Origin of the sequence: Sorangium sp. So ce281, from assembly GCF_051527395.1 — a bacterium.
GTDB classification, from domain to species: Bacteria; Myxococcota_A; Polyangia; order Polyangiales; family Polyangiaceae; genus Sorangium; species Sorangium cellulosum_B.
Genome location: NZ_CP150322.1, coordinates 7,015,713 through 7,040,423, shown reverse-complemented (window position 1 = coordinate 7,040,423; position 24,711 = coordinate 7,015,713). Strand labels below are relative to the sequence as shown.

The window sequence follows — 24,711 nt, the reverse complement described above, 5'->3', positions numbered from 1 at the left end:
GTGGCGCGCGATGGATGAGGTCGAGCTCGGCGTCCGGCGATACTCGGCCGAGGTGGTCGCGCACCGCCACGCGCACCACCAGCTGGTCCTGCCTCTGGAAGGCGCGATAGCGCTCTCGATGGACGGTCGAGAGCTCAGGGCATCCGGGCTCTCGGGCGCTCTCGTCCCGTGCGACACCCGCCACGCTTTCGCGGCGCCGGACCGGAATCGCTTCCTCGTCATCGATGTGCCGCCCGCCTCCGCGGAAGCCCTCGGCGCCGCGCCGTGGTTCGAGCGGATCGCCGGCGGGTCGATCGCCCTCGACGCCGCTGCTGCGCACCTGGTCCGGACCGCGGCGGACGAGCTCGACCGGGGCGGCTCGGTCGCGCTGCGCCGGCGGTGGGCGGGGCTGCTCGTGCTCACGCTGGCCGAGCGCGGGGCGCGCGGCGCGCTCGGCCCGATGCGCGCCCCGGAGAAGCTGCGCCGCGCGCTGCGCTTCCTCGAGGACCACGCGCACGAGCCGCTCACCGTCGCGGACGTGGCTGCCCGGGCGGAGCTCAGCCCGGGGCACCTCCATCATCTGTTCCGTGCGGTCCTCGGGACGACGGTGCAGGAGCGCATCGCGGATCTGCGCCTCGCGCGCGCGACCGACCTCCTGTCCCGCACCGAGCTCGGGATCGCGGAGATCGCGCTCCGCTGCGGCTACGCCGACCAGAGCTGCCTGACCCGCAGCCTGCGGCGCCGCCGCGGCGTGACCCCGGCGGCCCTGCGTCGCGCGGTCCGGGCCGAGAGTCGGGGCGAGCCGCGGCGCGGGCGAGCGTAGTCGGGCCGCGGGCGCGCAGCCCAGGCGCGGCGAGCCGGGGCGCGGGCGAATGTCGCTGGGGCGCGAGCCCGTAGTCCCGGCACAGGACGGCGGAGCCTGGGCCAAGACGGCGGCCGGCCGGCGCGCCATGCTCGGCGCCATGTCGGACACGACGCACGGCGCCGCCCTATCGGACGCAGCGATGGCAGCGACGCCGGCCGCGCGCCCCTCGCGGCGAGCCGCCACCCTGGCGGGCGTCGCGGCGATCGGGCTCTGGGGCAGCCTCGCCCTGCTCTCGACCTCGGTGCGCAGGTTGCCGCCGCTCCAGGTGCTCTCGTCGACCTTCGCGGTCGCGGCGCTCCTCGGCGCGGCGCGGCTCGCCCAGCGCGGCAGGGGCGGTCTCCGCGCGCTGCGCCAGCCGCTCGGCAGCTGGATCCTCGGCGTGGGCGGCCTGTTCGGTTATCACGCTCTCTATTTCTACGCGCTCTCCGCGGCGCCGCCCGCGCAGGTCAGCGTCATCTCGTACCTGTGGCCGCTGCTCATCGTCCTGCTCTCGGCGGCGCTCCCCGGCGGGCGCCTGCGCGGCAGGCACGTGGTCGGGGCGCTGCTCGGGCTCGCGGGCGTCTGGACGCTCGTCGCCGGCGTGGGCGCCGTCCGCCTGAGCGCCACACACGCGCCCGGTTACCTGGCCGCGCTCGGCTGTGCGCTCCTCTGGTCGACGTACTCGGTGCTCCAGCGCCGCTTCGCCGAGGTCCCTGCGGACGCCATCGCGGGCTCCTGCGCCGCGACGGCCGCCCTGGGCCTGGCCGGGCACCTCGCGTTCGAGCGCACGGTCGTGCCGACGCCCGGAGAGGCGCTCGGCCTGCTCGCGCTCGGGCTCGGCCCCGTGGGGGTCGCGTTCTTCGCGTGGGATCACGCGACGAAGCACGGCGACGTGCCGCAGCTCGGGGCGCTGTCCTACGGCGCGCCGATCCTCTCGACGCTGCTCCTCTGCGCCGCCGGCCACGCCGAGGCGAGCGCCCAGCTGCTCGCCGCCTGCGCCCTCGTGACCGTCGGCGGCCTCGTGTCGACCGCGCCCGGGCGCTCGTGACGGCGTCGCTCTTCTAGCCTCGCATCTTGCTGGTCGTCAGCGGTTCAGGGGTTGCGCCACGTGGGCAGCTCATCGTCCAGGATGCCGGCGGTCGCGCTCGGCGTCGCGAAGACCTCCTTTGCCTCGCCGGCCGGCGCCCACAGCCCCGCGCACGTCAGCGCGCCCCCCATGATCTCGGGCTGCGCCGTCTGGCGCACCTGCACGTCGTCGGCGTGAACGCACACGTTGACGTGGACGCGTGGGTCCGCTCCTGGGCGCCGGGCCACCGCCTCGTGCAGCGTCGTCGCGACCAGGAGCGCCGCGCGCCGCGCTTCGCGCTCCTCGTCCGGCTCCGCCGGCAGGACGCGCACGCCGAGCACCTCGTTGCCGGTCGTCGAGGCCAGGATGAACCCCGCGCTCGTGAGCTCCGACTCGGCCATGTCGAGCACCTGCCCGAGATCGGCCGCGAGCGCCTCGTCGAGATCGTCGGAGCCGCCCCGCGTCCGGATCTCCAGGTACACACCCACCGCCGGAAGCGTCGGGTCGAGCTTGCTCTGCGCCCCCGACGCGGGCTCGTCGATCGCCTCCCGGAGCGCCCACAAGAGCTCATCGACCGAACCGAACCGGCGCTCCCGGCGCTTTTCCATGCAGCGCAGCACCACGGCGTCGATCTCGAGAGGAAGCGGGACCCGCAGGCTCGGAGGCATCGGCGGCTCTTCGAGGTGCTTCCTCACCATCTCGTCCATGTCGTGGGTGTGGAAGGGCAATCTCCCAACCAACATGCGATGGAGGAGCACGCCGAGCGCATAGACATCCACCCGTGCATCGATGTGGCCCCCCAGGATCTGCTCAGGCGCCATGATGGATGGCGTCCCGGGCATACGTCCGGCGGTGGTGAGCCAGGTCGAGCCCTCCTCGGGCGCCATCATCTTCACGATGCCGAAGTCGAGCAGCTTCACGGTCCGCGGTCTGCCGCGGCAGATAAAGATGTTGCTCGCCTTCACGTCGCGGTGGATGATCCCGGCCGCGTGCGCGGCCCCGAGCGCTGCGCAGATGGGCTCGAACAGCTCGAGCACCTCCCGGGGCGCCAGCCGCGTCTCGGCCCTGATCAGCTCGTCGAGCGTCTGCCCCTCGAGACGCTCCATCACGTAGAACGGCCGATAGTCATACAGCTCACCTACTTCGTAAATTTCTACGATATTGGGGTGAGACATCCGCTGTAACGCCTCGATCTCACGGGCGAAGCGCTCGACCACGCGGCGGGAGTGGGCCACCGCCTCGCTCAGCACCTTGACCGCGGCGGGCCTCCCCGAGCGGGCGTGCCTGGCGGCATAGACGACGCCGCAGCCGCCGCGCGCGATGAACTGTTCGAGGAGGTATTCGCCGGCCAGGGTCCCCGGCGCGAGCTCGCCGCGCGCGCCGACCTTCTCCACATCCGAAAACGGCCTCGTCTCGTCCTCTGTCATTGTCATCGTCTCGTCTCACCGTGCGGCGCGTCATGGAGCTGCGGTGCGTGCTCCTGTCGTCGTTCGGGAAGATATTTGATAATGGGGATATACAGGAGCGTTTCCGAATGGTAACTTAAACTTGGCCGCGACTCGACCTCAAACGCCGGGACCCAACTCCGAAAGGGGGATCAACATGTTCCTTAGCTGTATGCGGACTGTTGCGCTGCTCGCAATACCTCTGGTTACTACCGCCTGCATCGGGGCGGAGCTCGACGAAGCGTCGATCGATGAAGCATCCGAAGAAGCAATCGGGGAAGCCGAGGCTGCGGTTGAAAGCAACAACGGCATCTTCCCTAATGCGATTGGCCGGAATGCCCTCACCTTGTCCTCGTTCTCGCCCAGGGATCTCAGCCTGAGCGCGCTCTCCTGGGGTGCGTTCAACCAGAACGTGCGCGCAGCTCTCCAGAATCCAGGACCGGACGGCGCCATGTCAAGGCAGCTCGTTCAGTACGTTGTGAGCTGTGCGCTGAGGCAGAATCAGTCGCTCTCGTTTACCTGGACCGACAGCGGCGGTGTGAGTCACCCGGAGACATACACTGGCTTCCTTGGGATGGCGGACTGGTGGGTGTACGGTCCACTCACAGATCCCTTCTACCAGCGCTACATCACCGCGTGTCTTGCAGCACGGACGAACTGGTACGGCGTCTCTGTGCAAATATCCTTGCGCGCCAGCCAGACGTCCATGGCCTCGTCGATTCCGGAGCGCTGGGCCTACCTGGTGAGGGAGGGCGCGTTCTGGGGGAATGTGTTCTCCACAACACCGTACGTGCGCGCCTGTTACTCGCCGCCCGGGGTCGCTCGTGCACGGGCTCTGCAGCGAGATTGTGCGGCAGGTCACCTCAGCGTTGACCCGGTGACCGGGGCGACGATCACGCAGCAGTGTGGTCCCATCGAGATCGTGGGCTCGTGCGATACTCTGTGCGGCTCGGTGAGCTACAACGGCGGATTCTACTCCCAATGTCTCGAGAACCCCGCAATCTCGTCCACGGTACGCACGGATGTGGTGATCACGTCCTTCCTGCCGCAGTAGGATTGGGCATGGGCTCCGAGGCCCTGCGGGACAAGGATCTCGAGCAAGCGCCGGCAGAGTCTCGGCGGTGTCCGTCGTGCGGGCGGCGGAACCTGGGCCTGTGCCCCGAGTGTCCGCTGCCCGAGCCGCAGCCCTACGACGAGGCGACCCCGCCGGACATCACCGAGGTCGTCGCGGTCTCGTTCCCTCGCTTCCCCGGCTACCGGACACGCAAGGTCTTGGGGCAGGGCGGCTTCGGGACCGTGTTCGAGGCCGAGCCCGAGGGGGGCGGAGAGCCGGTGGCGATCAAGCTCGCGCGCGCCGAGCGCCACGGGGCGGGGGTGCGGCTCCGGCGCGAGGTCGAGGCGCTCCTGGCCGTGGGGGTGCCCCACGTGCCCGCCGTGCACGCGTGGGGCACGTTGGAGGACGGCCCACCCTACGCCGTCCTCGCGCGCGTCGACGCGCCGACGCTGGCCGCGCGCCTCGCCGTGCGCCCCGCGCCAGGAATCGAGGAGGCCGCTCGGCTCGGCCTCGCGACGCTCGCCTCGCTCGAGGCCGTCCACGCGCGCGGCTACGTGCACTGCGACATCAAGCCCGAGAACATCTTCGTCGACGGTGCCGGGAAGGCGACCCTCATCGACCTCGGCATCGCCCGTGTCGTGGGGCGGCGCGACGGCGCGCAGGACGATGACCTGGCGCTCGGGACCGCGGAGTACATGGCCCCCGAGCAGTCCGCCGAGCGCGCCGATCTCGACGCGCGCACCGATATCTACGCGATGGGCGTCATCCTGTACGAGCTCTTCGCGGGCCGGCCGCCCTTCTGGGGGCCGCGGGCGGCGGTGCTGGAAGCCCACAGGAGCCGGAGGCCCCCGCGCCTCTCGGCACGCGCGGCCGTGCCGCGGACGATCGAGGAGGTGGTGCACCGCTGCCTGGCCAAGGATCGGGGCGCGCGGTTCGCCAGCGCGACCGAGCTCCGCGCCGCGCTGGAGCGCGCGCTCAGGGACGAGCGCACCGCGTGCGAGCGCGACGGGCCGCGCACGGCGGGCGGCGCCCAGCGCCGCGCGGTGGGGCTCCTGTTTTTCGAGGGCGCGGCCGATCGGGTGGTCGTGCAGCGCCGGATCCGGGCGCTGGGCGGCGATCTCGCGCACGCTTCCGGCTCACGTTACGTGGCGGTCTTCGGCCACGAGGGCGCGGCGAGCCCTGCGCGGCACGCGCAGCGCGCGGCCGACGAGCTCCTGCGCGGCGGGCTGTGCGAGCGGGTGCTCATCGATCTCGCGCCCGTCTCGGTCCAGGCCCGACCGGGCGGGGCGACACGCTTCCTGAGCCCGCTCTTCTCACGCGCCGAGCGGTGGCCGGCGGCGCCGGGGCCGCCGGGGCCGTTCCTCACGCCCGCGGCCGCGGCCGCGCTCCCCGAAGCGCCCGTCGCAGCAGACGCAGAGCTCGTGCGCGAGCCCGCGAGCAGCACCGGAGGAGAGGGGCGCGACGCGACGGATCCCGAGGCTTTCATCGGTCGCCACGATGTCCTCGACCCTCTGCTGCATAGCGCGGAGGAGGCGCTCCGCCTCCGACAGCCCACCGTCGTGTCGGTGATCGGCGAGCCCGGCTACGGGAAGAGCCGCCTCTTCGTCGAGCTCGGCAAGCAGCTCCGCGCGCGCTTGCCGCACGCCCACCTGATCGATCTGCGCGGGCAGGAGCCGACGAGCGGCGTCTCGGACGCGACGCTCCAGGAGCTCGTGCGTGAGGCGCTCGACGTGCCCGATGCGCCACCGCAGAGCGGCGCCCGCGCCATTCTCGTGGAGCGGCTCGGTCCGGTGCTCGGCGAGGAGCTCGGCTCGGGGTTGGCGATGGCGCTCGGGTGGGTGGACGAGCGGGCGGGCGGCGAGGTCTTCCCCGAGATCGAGGCGCTCGAGGCCGCGCCTGGTGCGCTGCGCTCCGCGCGCGTGCGGGCGGCGGGCGAGTGCTTGCGTCGGCGCGCGGCCGTCGCGCCCGTCATCGTCGTCCTCGACGATGCACACTTCGCGCATGACGTGACGCTTGCGGCCCTCGAGTACGCCGCGCTTGCGGATGGCGCCGCTCCTCTGTGGATCTGCGCGATGGGGCGCCCGGCGTTCGCGGAGGCGCACCCCGCCTGGGGCGAGCGGGCCGCGCGGCGCGAAAGGGTGCGGCTCGGCCCTCTGGACACCGAGAGCGCGCGGGCGCTGTGCCGGCGGCTGCTGCTGCCTGCGCGGGGCGTGCCCGAGCTGGCGATCGATCGCCTGCTCGAGCGCTCGCAGCAGGTGCCGTTGCTGCTCGTGGAGCTCGTGCACGGGCTCAAGCGCGAGGGGATCCTGCGGCGGCATCCGAAGGGCGACGCGTGGTATCTGGCGACCGACGAGCTCGAGCGCCTGCCCGTCTTGCCGCTCATCGATCAGCTGGCGCGGGGCGAGATGGCGGCGCTGGGGCCGGCGCTCGGGGCGCACGCGCGGCTCATCTCGCTGCTCGGCGCCGAGGTGTCGCTCGACGAGATCGAGGGCGTGCTGAACCAGCTGGATCAGCGCGGTGAGGGCGCGGCCTTCCCGCTCGACGCGCGCGTCGGGACCGAGCGCCTTGTCGAGGCCGGCGTGCTGGTCGCCGGTCGGAAGGGCCGGTTCGCCTTCCGTCACTCCCTCGTGCGCGAGGCGAACGCGCAGGGGATCGCCGAGGCGGAGCGGCGGCAGATCCACCTGGCCGCATACGAGCACCACCGAGATGCGGTCCACGAGAGCGAGGAGCAGCGGCGGTTCAAGATCGCATTTCATGCGGCCGAGGCGGGGCTCGCCGCGATCGCGGCCGAGGCCTACCTGGAGCTCGCCGAGCGAGCGCGGGCGCGGCACGCCTACGTCGAGGCGGAGCTCCACTACAGCCGCGCCCTCGCGCAGCCGGTCGAGGAGCGCGGGGTGCGGCGGAGGGCGGCGTACCGGGGTCGGGGCCTGATGCGCTACCGGCTGGGGCGCTACCACGATGCGCTCGGCGATCTCGAGCGCGCGCGTGCGATGGCCGTGGAGGAGGGCGACGCGATCGAGCAGATCGAGATACTGCTCGACGAGGCGACGGCGCTCGACTGGATGGACGACTACGGGCAATCGAAGGAGCGGGTGGAGCAGGCGATGGCGCTCGTGCGGGGCGGTCTGTCTCCGGCGCTCGCGGCGCGTCTCTCGATGGGGGTGGCGCGCTCGCTCGTCCGCGAGAACCGCGAGAAGGAGGCGGCGCCGCAGCTCGAGCTCGCTGCCGAGCAAGCCGAAGCCTTGGGCGACGAGGCCTACGAGACGTTCGTGGTGTCGATGCTCCTTTTGAGCTTCATCTATCCTGGGCTGGGCAAGCTGGACGAGGCAGGGGTGGCGCTGGAGCGGACGATTCGGATGTGCGAGTCGCGTGGCGACCTCCTGCACCTCGGGCCTGCGATCAGCAACCGCGCGCTCCTGCGCGCGCACCTCGGGGACAACGAGGGGATGATCCTGGATCTCTGTCGCGTCCTGGCCATCTCGCGCGAGCTGGGCCTCGGAGCGATGGAGCTCATGGGGGAGTTCAACCTCGGCGAGTTCCTCTACCTGATGGGCAACCTGGAGATGGCGACGCCGCACGTCGAGCGGGTCGTGTCGCTGGAGCGCCAGCAGCGGGGGGACGAGGCGCTGCCGCTGGTGCAGCTCCTTCTGGCCCGGCTGCTCCTTTACCGGGGCGACGAGAGCAAGGCGCGTGAAATCATCGAAGCGATCCGGGTCCAGCAGGCGAAGCTGGCCGCGGAGGGGCGCGAGGGCATGGAGATGGCTCCCGCGGAAGAAGTGCAGTGGTCGATGATCGACCTGGCGACGCGGGACGCGAGCGACGAGGAGTGGGACGAGCTCGAGGAGCGATCGGCCCGCTTTTTCGTGGGGCAGGAGCAGATCGAGGTCATCGAGGCGCGGGCGCGGGCGCGCTCACGGTGCGGTCGTCACGCGGAGGGTGCGGCGGCGCTCGAGCGGGCGATCGAGGTGGCTGGGCGGATCCCCAACGTCATGCGGGAGCGGCTCGATCGGCAGCGGCGCAGCTAGCGCTGGGCGCGCCGGCTCACCGCGGGACGGCCGCCGCGGCGCGGCGCGGTGGGTCCTCGCGGTGGGAGACGCCCGCGACGGCGCCCTTTGCGCCCGGGTGCGCAGCGGGGTCGCCCGTCGCGTCGAACAGGGCGAGCGCCCTCGAATAATCGAGCGCCGCCCCGGCGGTGTCGCCCCGCTCGCAGCGCAGATCGGCGCGCGCGTGGAGCACCGTGGCCTGGCCCGCGCTGTCCCCGAGCTCCTCGAAGAGCCGCAGCGCGTCCTCGTAGTCGCGCTGCGCGCCCGGGAGCGCGCCCCGCTGGCGGCGCAGGTCGCCGCGGGCCTTGAGCGCGGCGGCCTCGCCGCGGCGATCTCCGCTGTCCCGGTACAGCAGGATCGCATTGCCATAGTCGCGCGCCGCGAGCGCCGTCTGCCCCTCTCGCAGGCGCAGGTCGCCGCGGGCCTGCCACGTGCGCGCATGGGTCTGCTCGCACCCGAGCGCCCGGAGGAGATCCGGCTGCGGGAGCACCTCGCGCGCGGCGCGGGCGCGTGAGCTCGCCCCGCGACGCTCATCACGGCTGCTCGGCGGGGGCGAGCGCAGCTGGCTGAGGACGCGCTCCTCCACGCCCTCGAGGATGTACAGCGCGCGGTCGTAGGCGCGCGCGGCGCCCGCGAGGTCCCCCTCCCTGAAGCACAGATCGCCCTGCGCCTTCAGCACGTTGGCCTCGCCCAGGCGATCGCGGCAAGCCCTGAGGAGCGTGAGCGCGCACCCGTAGTCGCTCGCCGCCCCCGCCAGCTCGTCCTGGTCGAGCCGGAGGTTGCCGCGCGCGAGCAACCCCATCGCCTCTCCGGCCCGGTCGGACGCCGCCTTGAACAGCGACAGCGCCCGCTCATGATCGCGCGAGGCGGCCGCGAGGTCCCCCTGCCGCCGGTGCACGTCGCCGCGGAGCAGGAGCGCCGTCGCCTGGCCACGCCCGTGCATGGCCGCCTCGAACGCGGCGAGCGCTTCGCCGTAGTCCGCCACGGCGGCCTCGAGCGCGCCCTCGGCGAGGCGCCGGTTGCCGCGCGCGAGCAGCTCCTTGGCGCTGCGGAAGACCTCGTCGTCGGCCGGCGGCGAGCTCCGCGCCGCCGCGCGCTGCGCGTTCGCGCGCACCGCCTTGCGGAGGACGTCGCGGTGACCAGGGCGGCCGCGCTCGCGAGCGGCCGGCGTCGCGCGGAGCGTCCCGAAGGTGCCGCGCCGCTTGCTCGCGAGCTCGGCGCGACGCGCGCTCTCGAGCGCCGCGAGCGCGCGCTCGCGCAGCTCGGGGAGCGCGTCGCCCGAGAGCCGCGCCGCCTCGTCGAGCAAGCGCTGCTGGAGCTCGGCCGGGAGCCCGAGATCGACCACCGTGCAGGCGTCGACGAGCGCCCGCGCCAGCACCTCGGCGCCGCGCTCGCCGTCCCGGAACGGCGCGAGGTCGAGGGCCGCGAAGAGCTCGCAGGCGACGCGCCGGCGCGTCGCCGCCTCCGGCCGCCCCTCGGCCGCGGCCGCCCAGAAGAGCAGCGCCTGCATCGCGTCCGCCGACCCCCGGTGGAGCGCGTCCCAGCGCCTCGCGTCGGCCGCCGCGTCCTCGCGGGCCGCGGCGCGCACGGGGGGCGTCATCGTGAAGGTCTGCGGGCCCTGCTCGAGCGACACCACCCGCCCATGCACGAGCAGCTGGAGCGGCCGCGCCGCGGAGGGCGCCGGCTTCCCCGCCGCGGCGGCGACCACCTCCAGCGGAATGCCCGCCGCGGGCAGCACGGCGAGCGCATGCACCACCCGGCGCGCCTCCTCGCCGAGCGACTCCAGCGCGTCGCCGAGCACCAGACCCACGATCTCCCCCTCGGGTCCCCCCGGGTCCAGCTGCGCCGCGTTCTTCCGCAAATACGCCTCGGCCGACATTCCCGTCCGCCGCAGCGTGGCTGCGGCGATCTCGATCGCGGCTGGCAGATACCCGAGCGCAGCGACGAGCGCATAGGCCCACTGGACCTCCGCGGCGGGCGGCGCGTCCGTCCCCCATGCACCCTGGGAGAGGACGGACATCGCAGCGGATACGGAGAGCGCCGAGACGCTGAGCTCGGCCATCTTCCGATCTCCGGACGTGGAGCGGAACCTCAACATATCGCCTCTGTCATTCCAGAAGAGCTGGTTGTCCGAGCAGGCGCCGTCCGGCTCTCGGCCCGCGGCGACATGCCTGCTGGCCCCCAATCAGCCTGGAGATTGACGTCTCGAAGCCTGTGTCCACGAGCTTAGCGCGGCGCGCGACAGGCTCAACGGCCTTCCAGGTTTTCATGCGATCCTCGCGGCGAATTCGCGGCGAACCAGCCCGCGCTGGCACGCGTCCGGCAACGGCTCGCCGATCATGGGAAAGCGCGCTCGACGAAGCGGAACGACGGGATCCTGCGCCGGACGCTCGCTCCTCGTCGCCGGCTCGTATGTCCCCCGGTCGGGTCGAGGAGAGAAGATCCTGCCCATCTCCGCGGGCCCCGCGGCGAGGCGGGAGGCTCGGGCGGAAGGCCGTGGGCGCGAGATCCGGGTCGGAGACGAGATCCTTTATGTGACCGAGACGGGCACCGGCAAGACCGCGGTGCTTCTGCCCAGCATGCTGATCGACGGCGCGACCTACCAGCTAGCGGTCGAGGCGATGGCGCGCCACGCGCGGGTGGTCGTCCTGGAGCTGCCCGGCTCGGGCCGCGCCTCGCGGCTGCGCGCGCCGTGGACCCTGGAGCGGTATGCGCGCTGCGTCGCCGAGGCCTTGCGGGCTTTGCGCCTCGAGCGCGTCACGCTGATCGGCCACTCGCTGTCTGGCGCCGTGGCGCTGATCGTCGCGGCGCTGCACCCCGAGCGGCTAACCGGGGTCGTGCTCGTCGATTCCATCGGATTCAACCCGCCGGGCTCGGTCCTTTCGCTCGTCCTCGCCCGCGCGGCCGAGGCGCTGCTGGCGCCTCGCTTCGTCGCGCGGGGGACGCCTGCTCTCCTCCACAACCTGCTCTTCCACGCGCGGAGCGCGCTGAGCCTCCTGCGGATCGCCGCGACCGCGGATCTGAGCGGCCACGCGGCGCGCGTGCGGGTGAGGACGCTGCTCGCCTGGGGCGCGCGCGATCTCACGGTGCCGATCGGCTCGGCCCTCGCCATCCAACGCTTGATCCCCGACTCGACCCTTGTCGTCTCCTCGAAGGGAAGCCACGACTGGATCGTGGAGCGACCAGCCGAGTTCGCGGACGCGGTGGCGAGGTTCATGGCGGGCAACGGCGGAGCAGCCTGAGCAGGGGGGTATCGTGGAGCGCCGCCATGCGCTACCCTTGCCGCGGCGTTCTTCGGCGTGAACCTCAGGGAGCATGGCGCGCGGCGCGAGCCGAGCCGCCATAGCAGGGAGCGGGGCTTGACTGGTTTGTGGCGCCTGCTGGAACAGGCCGCGAGGTGGGCGCGCCTCGCGACCCCGCTCCTCGCGCTCCTCGCGACGATGGCGCTGTGCCTCCCCGCCCGCGGCGAGGCGGCGGTGCCGGCCGCGGGCCCGGGCGGCGCGGCCGGAGCCCCCGCGCCGCCAGGCCCGCGGCCGCTCCCGCCGATCCCCGGCGCGGGCAAGGTCACCGTGGTCGCGATCTCCGGGACGATCGATCTCGGCCTCTCGCCCTTCCTGGAGCGCGTCGTCGCCGCCCAGGGGGAGGGCGACCTCCTCGTGCTCGACATCAGCACGCTCGGCGGCCGCATCGACGCCGCGCTCGCCATCCGGGACGCGCTGCTCCGGGCGCGCGTCCGCACGGTGTGCTGGGTCAACCCGCGCGCGATCTCGGCCGGAGCGCTCATCTCGCTCGCCTGCGATGTCATCGCGGTCGCCCCCGGCGCCACCCTCGGCGCGGCGACGCCCGTGCAGATCGGCGAGGGCGGCGAGATGAAGCCTGTCGCCGAGAAGGTCGTGTCCTACATGCGGAAGGAGATGCGCGCGACCGCGGAGGCGAAGGGGCGGCGCGGCGACATCGCCGAGGCCATGGTCGACGCCGACGTGGAGGTCCCCGGCCTCGACGAGAAGGGGAAGCTGCTCACGCTGGACGGCGCGCAGGCGCTCGCGTGGGGCATCGCCGAGGTGCAGGCCGGGAGCGAGGCAGACCTCTTCGGCGCCCTGGGCCGCCCCCAGCCCGCGGAGATCATCCGCCCGCGCCCCAGCTTCGCCGAGGAGCTCGCGCGCTTCCTCTCGGATCCCACGCTCTCCGGGGTCCTCATGACCCTCGGGATGCTCGGCATCCTCCTCGAGCTCTACGCGCCGGGCCACGGCGTCCCGCTCGCCGTCGGGCTCTCGTGCCTCGCGCTGTTCTTCTTCGGGCACCACGTCGTGAAGCTCGCCGGCTGGGAGGAGCTCGCGCTCTTCGCCGTCGGCGCGATCCTCATCGCGGTGGAGATCTTGGTCCCGGGGCACATCGTCCCTGGAGTCGCGGGCGCCGCGTGCGTGGCGAGCGCCCTCCTCCTTTCGCTCCTCGATCTCGAGCGCGTGCCGGTCGACGTCGCCTGGCACGCCGGCTGGCTGCCGCGCGCCCTCGCCTCGGTGTGCGGCTCGCTCGCGGCGACGGCGGCGCTCGCCGTGGGCGCCGCCCGCGTCGCGCCGAGGACGCGCTTCGGGCGGCGGTTCGTTCTGGACGCGGCGATCCGCGGCGTCGCCGTCGGAGGGCCTCCCGAGGGCTCCGCGGCGCCCGCGTCGCTGGTGGACCGGCTCGGCACGGCCGCGACCGATCTGCGCCCCTCGGGCAAGGTCGCGCTCGACGGCCGCCGCGTGGAGGCGCTCTCGGAGCTCGGCTACGTCGAGGCCGGCGCCCGCGTGCGGGTGATCCGCGCGGAGGGGGGCCGGGTCGTCGTGAGGGCGGTCGCGCGCAGCGCGGACGAGGAGCGCGGAGCGTGACGCCCGCGCTGCTCGTCGTCGCGTTGCTCGTGGTGGGGCTCGTGCTGCTCGCCATCGAGGTGCTGGTCATCCCCGGCGTCGGCCTCGTCGGGCTCCTCGGCGGCGCCGCCGTGCTCGGCGCGGTCGCGCTCGCATGGACGGCCCTCGGGGTTGGCTACGGCCTGCTCGCCCTGGGCGCCGGCGTCTGCGTGACGGGGCTCCTGTTCTGGGCTGTCCCGAGGACGCCGGTGGGCCGCAAGATGGTGCTGCTCGAGACCCAGCGGAGCGGGCGTGGCCCGGACGCGCGGCTCGCCGCGCTGGCCGGCAAGGAGGGCAGGGCGCTCACGCCGCTCCGCCCCGCCGGCACGGTCGAGATCGAGGATCGCGCGGTCGATGTCGTGACCGACGGCCTCTACGTGGAGGCTGGCACGCCTGTGCGGGTCGCGAGCGTGGAGGGGAATCGGGTCGTCGTCGAGCCGCGCGAGCCCTAGCGAGCGCGCGAGAGGCGGCCCTTCACGGACAGGGACGGGTGGAGAGGGATATGGAGATCATCTCGGTCATCGTGATCGGCGGGCTCGTGCTCGTCGCCATCGTCGCGACGCTGTACATGGTGCCGCTCCGGCTGTGGGTCGCCGCGCAGGCGTCGGGCGCCGGGGTCTCGATGCTCACGCTCATCGCGATGCGCCTGCGCCGGGTGCCGCCCGATCAGATCGTCAACGCGCGGATCAGCGCCGTGAAGGCGGGTCTCGAGGGGGTGTCCGTCGACATGCTCGAGGCCCACTACCTGGCCCGCGGGCGGGTGGAGGCGGTCGTCAACGCGCTCATCTCGGCCGGCAAGGCGGGGATGGAGCTCGATTTCTCGCGCGCGGCCGCGATCGATCTCGCCGGCCGCAACGTGCTCGAGGCGGTGGCGATGTCGGTGAACCCGCGCGTCATCGAGACCCCGAAGGTCTCGGCCGTGGCCAAGGACGGTATCCAGCTCCTCGCGATCGCGCGCGTGACCGTGCGCGCCAACATCGATCGCCTCGTCGGCGGCGCGGGCGAGCAGACGGTGCTGGCTCGCGTCGGCGAGGGCGTCGTCTCGACCATCGGCTCGGCCGACGACTACAAACACGTCCTCGAGAACCCGGATACCATCTCGAAGAACGTGCTCAAGAAGGGCCTCGACGCGGGGACGGCGTTCGAGATCCTCTCCATCGACATCGCCGACGTCGACGTCGGCTCCAACATCGGCGCGAAGCTCCAGACGGAGCAGGCCGAGGCGGACAAGCAGGTGGCGCAGGCCAGGGCGGAGTCGCGCCGCGCGCTGGCGGTCGCGCAGGAGCAGGAGATGAAGGCCAAGACGCAGGAGATGCGGGCGAAGCTCGTCGAGGCGGAGTCGACGATCCCGCTCGCCGTCGCGGAGGCGCTCCGCACGGGCAAGCTCGGCGTCATGGACTACTACAACATGCGCAACGTCATCGCCGACACCGAGATGCGCCAGGGCATCGCCGGCACCACGGGGGGCAAGCCCGATCCCGTCGGGGAGTCGTGAGGTGCCGCCGCGCGACCCACCGAGCCCGCTCCTCGCGTGGCTCGGCCGCCGCGACGCGCTCGTGCAGCGCTTCGTCCTGGCCGAGGTGCTCGGCCCGCCCCGGGCGCTATCGCCGCGCTCTGCGCGGCCGGAGGGCGGCGCGGCCTGCGAGCCGCGCCCCGACGACGCTGGACGGGCGCCATGCATGACATCGACCTCGAGAAATACGTCGGCGCCCTCCTCGGAGTGATCTGGGCGATCGTCAAGCTCGCGAGCATGTACGGGAGCGTGCAAGCCAGGCGCGCCGAGCGCGCTGCGCGTGCCGCCGCGCGGCCCGGCGGCGCGGACGCCCCGCGGAGCGAACCAGCGCTCGTCGACGCCGCGCCGGGGAGCGGTACGGGGAGCGGTACGGGGCTCGCCGATGTCGCGCCGCCGAGCGCCGCGCCGTGGGCGGGGATGGCGTTCGGCGCCCCGCGCGCGCCCGACGCCGACCGGCTGCGCGTGGTGCTCCTGCGGCTCGCCGAGCTCGAGCAGAGCGCCGCGGCGCTCGGCGACGTGGTGCGTCACGAACGGGCGAACCGGCGCTTCACGGACGCGCTCCTCGGGGCCGTCCCGCGCGAGATCGGGCGCCTGCGCGCCGCCGTCGACGCGGGCCTCGCGGCGCGCGAGGCGGAGGACGCGGCGGACACCATCGAGCTCGTCGTGGGCGAAATCGCGGTGCTCGTGCGGCAGCGCCGCGACCCGTCGCTCCTGCCCGAGCTCGGCGACGCGGACGCCCTCGCCGACGCCTGCTACGCCCCCGTGATCGCGTTCGCGCGGGCGGAGGGGCTGCCGCTCCGGAGCGGAGCGCCGGCCACGCAGCTCACGGGTTTCGATCTCGCGATCTGGACGGGCTTCATCCCGACGTCGATCGCGCCCATCTTCCTCCCTGTCGACTTCTTCTCGACCCCGCTGCGCTGGCCGGCGCTCGCGCACGAGATAGGCCACGATTTCCTGGCCTCGGTCGACGGCCTCGAGCCGGCCCTGCGCCGCGAGCTCGGCCTGGGGGGCGAGCAGGTGCGCCCGCTCGCGCCGGACGGCGATCGCATCGCGGCTCCCGCGCTCAGGCGGATGTTCGGCGTGTGGTTCGAGGAGATCTTCTGTGACGTCTTCGGCACGCTCATGTTCGGCCCCGCCTACGTGCTCACGATGAGCGAGCTGTTCTTCCAGGAGGACGAGCCGTACGCGTCCATCGCCGTCCAGACGGACGTGACCGGCGCGCGTTATGACGAGCACCCTCCGCCGCACCTGCGCGTGCTCATCGGGTGCATGGTCCTCGAGCGGGGCGGGCTCAACGAGGACGCGCGCGCCCTGCGGGAGGCGTGGGCGCGCCGCCACGCCGAGGTGAGCCTCGATGACCTGCTCTTGCCCGTGAGGGGCGCCTTTCGCCCCGTCCCGCTGGCGCCCTTCGCCACCATGGCCGCGTGGATCGTGGAGCGCCTCTATGCCGGCCCGCTCACCGCCCTCTCCGGCTTCGGTCTGCAGGACATCAGCGGGCTCGACTACGGCCCGCACGAGCGCCAGGAGGCGTCGCGCGCGCGCGACGCGCTGCTCGCCGACCGGGTCCCCGCCGTCCTCGACGCCCGGGCGCTCCTCGCGGGCGCGGTCCTGGCGGCGCATCGGGCGCCCGCGCAGTCGCTGTCGATCCTCATCAGGGCGCGCGCCGCGATCCCGGCGCTCGGCACGGCCGAGCGGCGGCCCGACGCGTTCGGGTCGCGCCTCGACGTGTCCAGCGTCGCGCTGGACCGCCGCACCGTGGCGGAGGCGCTGCTCTTCCGAGAGGTCCTGCTGCCGCCGCGAGCGCTCCGTCCCCGCCGCCGCGCGCGCCTCTAGAGCGGCGGTCACCCGCTTCGGATACGGGCCCACCTCGACGTTTTCGGTGCTCAGCGCACCGGAGTGCGCTTCCGCGCCGAAAACGCCGATCTGGGCCCGTCTCCTGTGCGGGTGACCGCCGCTCTGCTGGGCATGTAGCGTGGGCCGGTCTCCTGTGCGGGTGACCGCCGCTCTGCTGGGCATGGTGGCTGGGCCCGTCTCCTGTGCGGGTGACCGCCGCTCTGCTGGGCATGGTGCAGAGGTGGGCGGAAACCGCCGTAGAGCGGGGCGCGGCGCGGATCAGATGGCGTCGAGCTCGGCCGCGCCCTGCGTGGGGTGAGCCGCCTGGATCGTGGGCGCCCGCGGCGCGGCGAGGCTGCCCGCCGCGATCAGGGGCAACGACGCCCGCGGCGGGGGGATGCTCTCCGAGCGGAGCTTCATGAGCTCCTCGCGCTGATGCTTCCACACGGTCCGGTAGCGGAAGAACGGCACGGCCGGGTAGAGGTGGTGGATCAGGTGATACGTCTGCCCGAAGAGCAGCACGTTGAACAGTGCGCTGTCGACCGCGCGCGTCGCGCTGTACCGGTCCTGCGTCGCGGTGATCTCGTGGGGGTAGTGAGGCAGGTAGTCGAAGGCGAACGCGAGGAAGAAGATCGCCAGCCGCGCCGGCAAGATCCAGTAGAGGAGCGCGAGCTCGCCATAGCCGAGCCCGAAGGCCAGCGCCACGAGCGCGAGCATGGCCGCGAGCGACGCGACCGTCTCGATCCGCTCCGCGCGCTTCTGCGCGTGGTAGGAGCGCAAAAATAGATAATAGTAGTGGAGATCCTGTGTCGCCCAGCGGAGCGGCAGGAGGTACCACGGGCCGCGCCCACTCCAGTAGTCGGGATCCCGGTCCGCCTCGTTCGTGTGTTTGTGATGCTCGAGGTGGAAGTGACGCACCGCCAGGAACGGCGCCATGAGCAGCAGCCCGGACAGCCGCCCGATCACGCCGTTCAGCAGCGCGGAGCGCGCCAGCGACCGATGCGACGCCTCGTGCATCGGCGTGAAGGCGGCATACGCGGCGACCGCCGCCGCGAGCACGGCCGGAACGGTCGACACCGAGCCCGCGATGCCCGCGTAGACGGCCGTCGCCCAGAGGGCGTACGACCCGGCGAAGAGCGCCACCGTCGGCCACTCGATCGTCCGGGTCTGCAGCAAGCCGCTGTCGAGCGGCAGGACGCTCCAGAGCGCCGGCCGCCCGGAAGGTCTCCCCGACGGCCTGTCTAAGGGCCGCCCCGACGGCCTGCCTAAGGGCCGCCCCGACGGCCTGCCCGAGGGTCGGCTCGGGCACTTCTCGTCGTTGTTCCTCGTGGAACTCCAGACGGCTGGCCGCCCCGATGGACGACTGAGTCGGTTCTCGTCGTTGTTCATGGCGCTCAAAACTCCCGGGGGAAGCTTCGGATCTTCACGTTGGTGACAGCGAACGGTGGACACCGGATCAAGCGCAAACGAACGTTCGACCACTCGGGACCGCGTTCCAGGGATGGCACCGAGAGGTCGTCAGGGGTTAGCGACCTCCAGAGCGAGGCCGTCCACGGCCATTCCCTCGGACGAACAGAGGAGCGCCATGGGCGGTCCCACTGCGAGAGAAGGCGCGAGACGCTCGCAGGCGAGCACGAATTCAATCTAGCAGCCTAGCAACAGGAGCACAACGGGACTTTCGGAGCGTTGCGTTGTGCTTTCTGGTTGGCTGGATTCCAGAAGCAGCGTCGTTTGTTTCGGTTTGCGACGGTCGCGTCGGTCGCGTTGGTTACGTCGGTCGCGTCGGTCGCGTTGGTTGCGTTGGTTACGTCGGTCGCGTTGGTTGCGTTGGTTACGTCGGTTACGACCGTTGCGATCGACGCAACCGTTGCGTCGGTTTGCGACGACTTCGTCCACCTGCGTCAGCTTGCGTTGGCTCGTGGCGGCGTTCGCGGCGGCGTGGGTTAACGTTGGCGCTGGCGCCGCTGCTGTTGTCCGAGGAACAGGCCCGGAGCGCCGCGCTGACGCTGCCATCATGGCGCGCGTCGAAACAGTGCGCTTGGCACATTCCGCTAGACATGGCCGTGTGTCGACGCGTTGCCGTCCCGCAGCATTGCGCTCACCTCGTGGGCACAACCCCATGCCAGCGTGTATCCCGAACCGCCGTGGCCGTAGTTGTGGATCACACGGCCTTCACGCTCGACCCGCACGGTGCTCCGATAAGGGCGCAGCCCGGCGCGTGAGCCGAGCAAGCGGCCTGGCTTGAGCCCGGCCGCGCGCACCCGCTGGAGCATTGCGTCAGCAAGCTCGGGATCAGGCGTCATCGGGCGATCGTCGGGCGACGGGATGAAACAACCGCCAATCACGATCTCGCGACGCCTTGGGATCACATAAACGAGCGCCGATTCGTCCCTTTCATCACCCAGTGCGACATCTGGGGGGATCTCGCCTGGTTCGACGATCGCCACCTGGCCGTAGACGCCGATGAGCTCGCCGTCGCCGGTGAGCGCGCGCGCCCCGAGCCCGGTGCAGTTCACGATGCAGTCGCCCTCGACCTCGGCGAGCGATCGCACGTGCTCGATGCGCACTGGACCGTCGAGCTGCGCCTCCAGCCAGGATAGGTGCAACGAGGGCTCGATGCGCGGCGCCGTGAATCGCAGGCTGTACGGCGCGCCCAGCGGGTGGGGTCCAGGCTCGAGCGCGAGGTCCGGGACGCTCGGAGCCCACCACGGCAGGCGCGTGTCGTCCGCCGCCTCGCGCGCGGTCAGGAGATCCACGCCCGCCTCCGGGTGTTCGTTCGCGATGCGCGTGAGCTCATCGAGGCTCCTCGAGGACCACGCGTTGACGCGATCGGGCGGGTTCGCCAGGAAAGGATGCCACAGCGCGGCCGCGACCGCGGACGTCGTGCGCTCGCCGCGCGCCGCTGCGATCACCTGCACCCGGTGGCCGTCGCGCTGGAGGACGACCGCCGTGGTCAACCCGATCACCCCTGCGCCCACGACGGTGATCTGCTGCCCTTGAGCCTGGCTCCGCGATGACGCCACGATCGCGCGCTCTAGCACGCCGCCCCTCGGCGTCGACATCGCACACCACGCCCGGCGTCGAATCCGGTCGTGTGGACGTCCAGCGACGTCCCCTGATGTCCCGCGCCGTCCCGCTGTGTCCAGCGACGTCCGATCCACGGCGGTTTCCGCCCACCTCTGCACCATGCCCAGCAGAGCGGCGGTCTCCCGCACAGGAGACGGGCCCAGATCGGCGTTTTCGGCGCGGAAGCGAACGAAGGTGCGCTGAGCACCGAAAACGTCGAGGTGGGCCCGTCTCCGAAGCGGGTGACCGCCGCTCTAGATGTTTCGTGCGCAGCGGGCGCCGATGTTGTTGACGCGGTCGATGGGATAACTGAAGTCGCGGTTGCCTGCGCGCACGTCCGTCGCCGGCGCGCGGTAGCTCCCGCCGCGGGTGACCCGCGTGGCGTCGCGATCGCCGTCCACGCGATGCACGCAGTCGACGCACGGCGTGGGGAGCGCGTCCCGCCACCAGTCCATCGTCCACTCCCAGAGATTCCCGGCCAGATCCGAGTGCCCCCATCGCCCGTCGCCGCGCGGCTTCGACCCGACCGGCAGGATGTCGCTCAGCGCGCAAGCCCCCGCGGCGCTTCCATCCCCGGTGCAGTTGTAGGAGGCGCGATCGCCGTCGATCCCGGAGCCCCACGGGTAAGGTCGATGCTCGTCGCCTCCGGCAGCCGCATAGTTCCACTCCGCCTCGGAGGGCAGGCGGCCGCCGTCCCACGCGCAGAACGCGAACGCCTCGAACCAGGTGATGCAATTGATCGGCAGCTCCTCGTTCGACCCGGGGGCGTCGGTCCACGTCCAGAGGCGATCGCCATTGCACTGCAGCGCCGCCCGGAGCGCCGCGGTGTCCGGCGCGAGCCGCGTGTTCCACCCCGCGATCCACCCGCTGCCGTTGACGTGGGGGTGCCGGCCAGCCCCGATGGCCGGCGGGCTCGCCTGCACGCCCTGCCCGGCATCCACGAACGCTCGGAATCGCCCCACCGTGATCTCGTACTTGTCCAGGCGGAAGTCGCTGACGGCCGCGGGGAACGCGTCGTCTGTGCTCGGCGTCCCGTCGTAGCCCCTCAGGAAAGTGCCACAGGGGACCATCCTGTTGCCGCAGCAGCTCGCGTCGCCCGGCCCGCAGCTGTCCCCGGCGCCCGGCCTGCTCCCCGCGCAGCTCGGAGGCATGACCATCACGTCCGTCGATCCGCACGTGTTCGGGCAACCCGGCTCCCCGCACTCGCACTGCATGCCGCCCGCGCACGTCACGCAGTCCCCGGTTCCATCACACGCCGCGCTGCCCTCTGCCCCGCAGGGGGTCCGCGCCGGCCTCGGCCGCTCCGCACACTCACCCTCGCTGCACACCGCTTCCATGCAGGCGCTCTGCGCTGGCGGGCAGTCCTCCACCGGGTCGACGCAGCTATCCGTCGCACCGCCGCTGCTGCTGCTGGCGCCGCTGGTGGTGGTCGTCGTGGTGGTGGCGTCGCTGCTGCTGGCGGTGGCGCTGCTGCCGCCGCCTGCCCCGCTTCCACCGCTCCCGTCGTCGTGGTCACCAGGGAAGTCACGCACCTTCGGGCTGCAACCCGAGACGAGAGAGGTGGCCACGATGAGCGCCAATTTTCTCATGTACGGCATCCTACGCGACCGGGCGCACCCCCGTCGCGATGGATGCCGTACCGGCCCGGAGCGTTGCAGCGCCCCGACCTGCGCCGGGCGCCGAGGCGCTCCGGGCGGCCGGGGTCGGTGGGCACCGTTCCATCGATGGCGGCCGCCGCGCAGCGGGCGCTGTGTCCTCGTCCGCGCCTCGCCTGCGCGGCTCGGCGGCGGGACGACGGCGGGAGCTCCGTTACTTGCGCTGCGCGGGGGCGGTCGCGGTCGCGCCGTCCCCGGCGCGCCGGCTCGGCTCGATCTGGCCGACGTCGCGGACAGCGCCGTTGGCGGCGCTCGTGGCCATCAGCGCGTAAGCCCGCAGGGCAGGGGAGACCTTCCGGTCGCGGTTCGGCCTGAACGCGTCGGCGCCGCGCGCCTCGGCGGCGCGGCGGCGGCGCTCGAGCTCCGCCTCGCTGACGAGGACATCGATCGTCCGGGCGGGGATGTCGATCCGGATGCGGTCGCCCTCCTCGATGAGCCCGATGGTCCCGCCTTCGGCCGCCTCGGGCGAGACGTGCCCGATGCTCAGGCCCGACGTCCCGCCGCTGAACCGGCCGTCGGTGATGAGGGCGCACGCCTTCCCGAGGCCCTTCCCCTTCAGGAACGACGTCGGATAGAGCATCTCCTGCATGCCGGGGCCGCCCTTCGGCCCCTCGTAGACGATCACGACCACGTCGCCCGAGCGGATCTGGTTGTCCCAGATCGCGTCGCACGCCGCCTCCTGCGAGTGGAACACCCGCGCCGGCCCCTCGAACTTCCAGATCTCGGGATCGACGCCGGCGGTCTTCACGATGCAGCCGTCCACCGCGATGTTGCCGTAGAGCACGGCGAGCCCGCCTTCGCGGCTGTACGCGTGGTCGACGTCGCGGATGCAGCCCTTCTGGGCGTCATCGTCGGTGTCGGCGAAGTACTTGTCTTGCGAGAACGCGACCGTGGTCGGCACGCCGCCCGGCGCGGCGAGCGAGCGCTTCTTCGCGGCGGCCGTCGCCGTGGGGCGGCGGATGTCGTTCTCGTCGATGGCCTCGCCCAGCGTGCCCGCGTGGACCGTGCCCACTTGCCGGTGGATGAGCCCCGCGCGGTCGAGCTCGCCGAGGATCGTCAGCACGCCGCCCGCGCGGTGCACGTCCTCGACGTGGTGATGCGACGACGGCGCGACCTTGCAGATGTTGGGCACCTTGCGCGACATCCGGTCGATGTCCGCCATCTTGAAGTCCACCTGCGCCTCGCGGGCGACCGCCAGGATGTGGAGCACCGTGTTCGTCGAGCCGCCCATCGCGATGTCGAGCGCCATCGCGTTCTCGAACGCCTCGAACGTCGCGATGCTCCGCGGCAGCACCGAGGCGTCGCCGTCGACGTAGTGCCGCTGCGCGAGCGCGACGACGCGCTTCGCCGCCGCCTCGAAGAGATCCCAGCGCGCCGCGTGCGTCGCCAGCAGCGTGCCGTTGCCGGGCAGCGCGAGGCCGAGCGCCTCGTTGAGGCAGTTCATGCTGTTGGCGGTGAACATGCCGGAGCACGAGCCGCACGTCGGGCACGCGGACCGCTCCATCGCGGCGAGATCCGCGTCGGTCACCTTGTCGTCGCTCGCGGCGATCATCGGATCGATGAGGTCGAGCTTCCGGATGAGCGGCTTGCCGTCGCGGTCGTGGGTCCCGACGATCTTGCCCGCCTCCATCGGACCGCCCGACACGAAGACGGTCGGGATGTTGAGCCGCATGGCGGCGAGGAGCATGCCGGGCGTGATCTTGTCGCAGTTCGAGATGCACAAGAGCGCGTCCGCGCAGTGCGCGTTCACCATGTACTCGACGCTGTCGGCGATGAGCTCCCGGCTCGGCAGCGAGTACAGCATGCCGGCGTGGCCCATCGCGATGCCGTCGTCGATGGCGATGGTGTTGAACTCGACGCCCCACCCGCCCGCGGCGTCGATGACCTTCTTCGCCCGCTGCCCGACGTCGTGGAGGTGGACGTGCCCCGGAACGAACTGCGTGAAGCTGTTGGCGATGGCGACGATCGGCTTCTCGAAGTCCGCGTCCTTCATGCCGGTGGCGCGCCACAACGCGCGCGCCCCTGCCATGTTGCGCCCCTGGGTGGATGTACGACTGCGGTATCCGGCCATGCCGGGAACTTACTCCGTTCCGGCCTTCGCGCCTAGCCGGCAGGCGAGGCCGGCGCTCGTGGGACCACCGCGACCGCAGCCCGGGGCCGGCCCTTCGATCATCGGCCTCGCGGCTTGGACCACCGATCCACGGCGACCATCGCGGCGCCCAGCCCGTCGATGTAGGTGCCGTGCCGGAACGTCGCGCGCTTGAGCGCCACGACCAGCGTGGCCAGGAGCTCGCGCGCCTCGTCTCGCTCTCGCCGCAGGTCCTGGACCTCATCCCGCGACGGCCGGTTGACGACCGCAGCTTGCCCGGCGTCGTTCGTGCCTGTCTGACTCGCTCTCTCGGACATGGGTCTCATCCTCCCATATCAAGTTAGCGCCGCGCCGCCCGCTCCATCAACCTCCACAGGAGGTATTTGAATGGGTGTTCGTATCCCGGCCCACGTCAGGTCAGGAGCGCGCGACGAGGGTGACGAGGCCGCGCGCGAGCTCGCGATGGATGACGCGGAGTCCGGCCGCGTCGAGCCTGTCGCAGACCCAATCGGGGGCGAGGCGCAGCTTGCGATAGAAGCTCGCTGACAGCGTCCACCGGCCGTCCTCTCGGCCGCGCGTGTGAACGAGGTCGTGCACCTTGACGGTCTCGGGTTCGTACTCGAGGAAACAGGTCATGATCACATCCGCGGAGTCGTGTACTGGGATGAACCGGTCGGCGCCTCCGAGCTCGCGGGTGAGGTCACGGAACGTGAGCGCGAGGTGGCCGCCGGGCGCGAGTCGCCGGGCGCAGCCGGCGAACATCCGCTCCACGTCCGACTTGCTGCCGAGGTGGGGGAGCGTGTCGCCCATGCACACGGCGAGCGCGCAGGGGGGGCCCGAGCGCTCCAGCGCGTCCAGGAGATCCCCTCTCACGATCTCGACGGCGAGGGGCCCGCGGCGCGCCTCGAGCTCGGCGAGCAGCCTGTCCGACGTGTCCACGGCGGTCACCCTGAACCCGAGCTGCGCCAGCGCGATCGACTGAAAGCCGGAGCCGCACCCGAGGTCGATGGCCTCGGGCGAGCCGCCCGACGAGCCTTCAGGGCGCAGGCCGAGGCGCTCGAACAGCGCCCGCTGCTCGGCGACCTTGGCGTCGTAGTCCCCGAACATCCTCGAATAGTGCTCGGCGAGGAGCTTGTCGTAGTGATCGGCGACCGTGGGCATGGGCTCTCTTCCTCCGCGGCCATCCTACAGCCGCAGGGCCCGCCGGCGCACGCCTTCGCCGGCCCACATGGCCAGAC

17 protein-coding genes are annotated in these 24,711 nt (G+C 72.3%); 9 read left to right on the top strand and 8 right to left on the bottom strand.

Annotation, left to right across the window (positions count from 1 at the left end; translation table 11 throughout):
• The first annotated feature begins 10 nt into the window (after positions 1-10).
• Both WMF27_RS26595 and yddG read left to right on the top strand, forming a co-directional pair.
• Complete coding sequence (locus tag WMF27_RS26595; protein ID WP_437766071.1) at positions 11-802, top strand: helix-turn-helix domain-containing protein; 792 nt, start codon at positions 11-13, stop codon at positions 800-802.
• A gap of 181 nt (positions 803-983) precedes the next feature.
• Positions 984-1,871 (top strand): aromatic amino acid exporter YddG, encoded by an 888-nt coding sequence (yddG, locus tag WMF27_RS26590; protein ID WP_437766072.1) that lies wholly within the window; start codon positions 984-986, stop codon positions 1,869-1,871.
• A 44-nt stretch (positions 1,872-1,915) separates the two neighbouring features.
• Here yddG and WMF27_RS26585 read toward each other — a convergent pair whose 3' ends face one another.
• Complete coding sequence (locus WMF27_RS26585; RefSeq protein ID WP_437766073.1) at positions 1,916-3,322, bottom strand: serine/threonine protein kinase; 1,407 nt, start codon at positions 3,320-3,322, stop codon at positions 1,916-1,918.
• A 169-nt stretch (positions 3,323-3,491) separates the two neighbouring features.
• Between WMF27_RS26585 and WMF27_RS26580 the strand changes: the two genes are divergently transcribed.
• A complete protein-coding gene (locus tag WMF27_RS26580) occupies positions 3,492-4,388 on the top strand; it encodes a hypothetical protein (RefSeq protein WP_437766074.1) in 897 nt (298 codons plus the stop codon).
• Positions 4,389-4,396: 8 nt separating this feature from the next.
• Positions 4,397-8,413, top strand: coding sequence for a protein kinase domain-containing protein (locus WMF27_RS26575; protein WP_437766075.1), 4,017 nt, complete (start codon positions 4,397-4,399; stop codon positions 8,411-8,413).
• Between the two features lie 16 nt (positions 8,414-8,429).
• On the opposite strand, the gene WMF27_RS26570 is transcribed toward WMF27_RS26575, so the two are convergent.
• Positions 8,430-10,493, bottom strand: a complete 2,064-nt coding sequence (locus WMF27_RS26570) for a hypothetical protein (RefSeq protein WP_437766076.1) — start codon at positions 10,491-10,493, stop codon at positions 8,430-8,432.
• Positions 10,494-10,965: 472 nt separating this feature from the next.
• Here WMF27_RS26570 and WMF27_RS26565 point away from each other — a divergent pair, with 472 nt between their 5' ends.
• The 5 genes from WMF27_RS26565 (at position 10,966) to WMF27_RS26545 (ending at position 16,663) form a co-directional block, all read left to right on the top strand.
• Positions 10,966-11,673: an alpha/beta fold hydrolase gene (locus WMF27_RS26565; RefSeq protein ID WP_437766077.1), complete on the top strand. Its 708-nt coding sequence runs from the start codon at positions 10,966-10,968 to the stop codon at positions 11,671-11,673.
• 117 nt (positions 11,674-11,790) lie between these two features.
• A complete protein-coding gene (locus WMF27_RS26560) occupies positions 11,791-13,299 on the top strand; it encodes an NfeD family protein (protein WP_437766078.1) in 1,509 nt (502 codons plus the stop codon).
• Positions 13,296-13,769 (top strand): NfeD family protein, encoded by a 474-nt coding sequence (locus WMF27_RS26555; RefSeq protein WP_437766079.1) that lies wholly within the window; start codon positions 13,296-13,298, stop codon positions 13,767-13,769. Before WMF27_RS26560 ends, WMF27_RS26555 begins: the two co-directional genes overlap by 4 nt.
• 50 nt (positions 13,770-13,819) lie before the next feature.
• Positions 13,820-14,812 carry a flotillin-like protein FloA gene (gene floA, locus WMF27_RS26550; protein WP_437766080.1) on the top strand — a complete coding sequence of 331 codons (993 nt, stop codon included), beginning with the start codon at positions 13,820-13,822 and terminating at the stop codon, positions 14,810-14,812.
• A 180-nt stretch (positions 14,813-14,992) separates the two neighbouring features.
• Positions 14,993-16,663, top strand: coding sequence for a hypothetical protein (locus WMF27_RS26545; RefSeq protein ID WP_437766081.1), 1,671 nt, complete (start codon positions 14,993-14,995; stop codon positions 16,661-16,663).
• 279 nt (positions 16,664-16,942) lie between these two features.
• On the opposite strand, the gene WMF27_RS26540 is transcribed toward WMF27_RS26545, so the two are convergent.
• The 6 genes from WMF27_RS26540 to WMF27_RS26515 form a co-directional block, all read right to left on the bottom strand.
• Positions 16,943-17,839, bottom strand: a complete 897-nt coding sequence (locus WMF27_RS26540; protein ID WP_437766082.1) for a fatty acid desaturase — start codon at positions 17,837-17,839, stop codon at positions 16,943-16,945.
• Positions 17,840-18,714: 875 nt separating this feature from the next.
• Positions 18,715-19,686, bottom strand: a complete 972-nt coding sequence (locus WMF27_RS26535; protein WP_437766083.1) for an FAD-dependent oxidoreductase — start codon at positions 19,684-19,686, stop codon at positions 18,715-18,717.
• A gap of 297 nt (positions 19,687-19,983) precedes the next feature.
• Positions 19,984-21,318 carry a formylglycine-generating enzyme family protein gene (locus WMF27_RS26530; protein WP_437766084.1) on the bottom strand — a complete coding sequence of 445 codons (1,335 nt, stop codon included), beginning with the start codon at positions 21,316-21,318 and terminating at the stop codon, positions 19,984-19,986.
• A 220-nt stretch (positions 21,319-21,538) separates the two neighbouring features.
• Positions 21,539-23,455 carry a dihydroxy-acid dehydratase gene (ilvD, locus tag WMF27_RS26525; protein ID WP_437766085.1) on the bottom strand — a complete coding sequence of 639 codons (1,917 nt, stop codon included), beginning with the start codon at positions 23,453-23,455 and terminating at the stop codon, positions 21,539-21,541.
• A 98-nt stretch (positions 23,456-23,553) separates the two neighbouring features.
• A complete protein-coding gene (locus tag WMF27_RS26520) occupies positions 23,554-23,790 on the bottom strand; it encodes a hypothetical protein (RefSeq protein WP_272094263.1) in 237 nt (78 codons plus the stop codon).
• 100 nt (positions 23,791-23,890) lie between these two features.
• Complete coding sequence (locus tag WMF27_RS26515; protein WP_437766086.1) at positions 23,891-24,634, bottom strand: class I SAM-dependent DNA methyltransferase; 744 nt, start codon at positions 24,632-24,634, stop codon at positions 23,891-23,893.
• Between the last annotated feature and the right edge of the window lie 77 nt (positions 24,635-24,711).

Coding starts and splice junctions, on each gene's coding strand:
- WMF27_RS26595 (WP_437766071.1), top strand. CDS start 11: ATGGATGAGGTCGAGCTCGGCGTCCGGCGATACTCGGCCGAGGTGGTC.
- yddG (WP_437766072.1), top strand. CDS start 984: ATGGCAGCGACGCCGGCCGCGCGCCCCTCGCGGCGAGCCGCCACCCTG.
- WMF27_RS26585 (WP_437766073.1), bottom strand. CDS start 3,322: ATGACAATGACAGAGGACGAGACGAGGCCGTTTTCGGATGTGGAGAAG.
- WMF27_RS26580 (WP_437766074.1), top strand. CDS start 3,492: ATGTTCCTTAGCTGTATGCGGACTGTTGCGCTGCTCGCAATACCTCTG.
- WMF27_RS26575 (WP_437766075.1), top strand. CDS start 4,397: ATGGGCTCCGAGGCCCTGCGGGACAAGGATCTCGAGCAAGCGCCGGCA.
- WMF27_RS26570 (WP_437766076.1), bottom strand. CDS start 10,493: ATGGCCGAGCTCAGCGTCTCGGCGCTCTCCGTATCCGCTGCGATGTCC.
- floA (WP_437766080.1), top strand. CDS start 13,820: ATGGAGATCATCTCGGTCATCGTGATCGGCGGGCTCGTGCTCGTCGCC.
- WMF27_RS26545 (WP_437766081.1), top strand. CDS start 14,993: ATGCATGACATCGACCTCGAGAAATACGTCGGCGCCCTCCTCGGAGTG.
- WMF27_RS26530 (WP_437766084.1), bottom strand. CDS start 21,318: ATGAGAAAATTGGCGCTCATCGTGGCCACCTCTCTCGTCTCGGGTTGC.
- ilvD (WP_437766085.1), bottom strand. CDS start 23,455: ATGGCCGGATACCGCAGTCGTACATCCACCCAGGGGCGCAACATGGCA.
- WMF27_RS26520 (WP_272094263.1), bottom strand. CDS start 23,790: ATGTCCGAGAGAGCGAGTCAGACAGGCACGAACGACGCCGGGCAAGCT.
- WMF27_RS26515 (WP_437766086.1), bottom strand. CDS start 24,634: ATGCCCACGGTCGCCGATCACTACGACAAGCTCCTCGCCGAGCACTAT.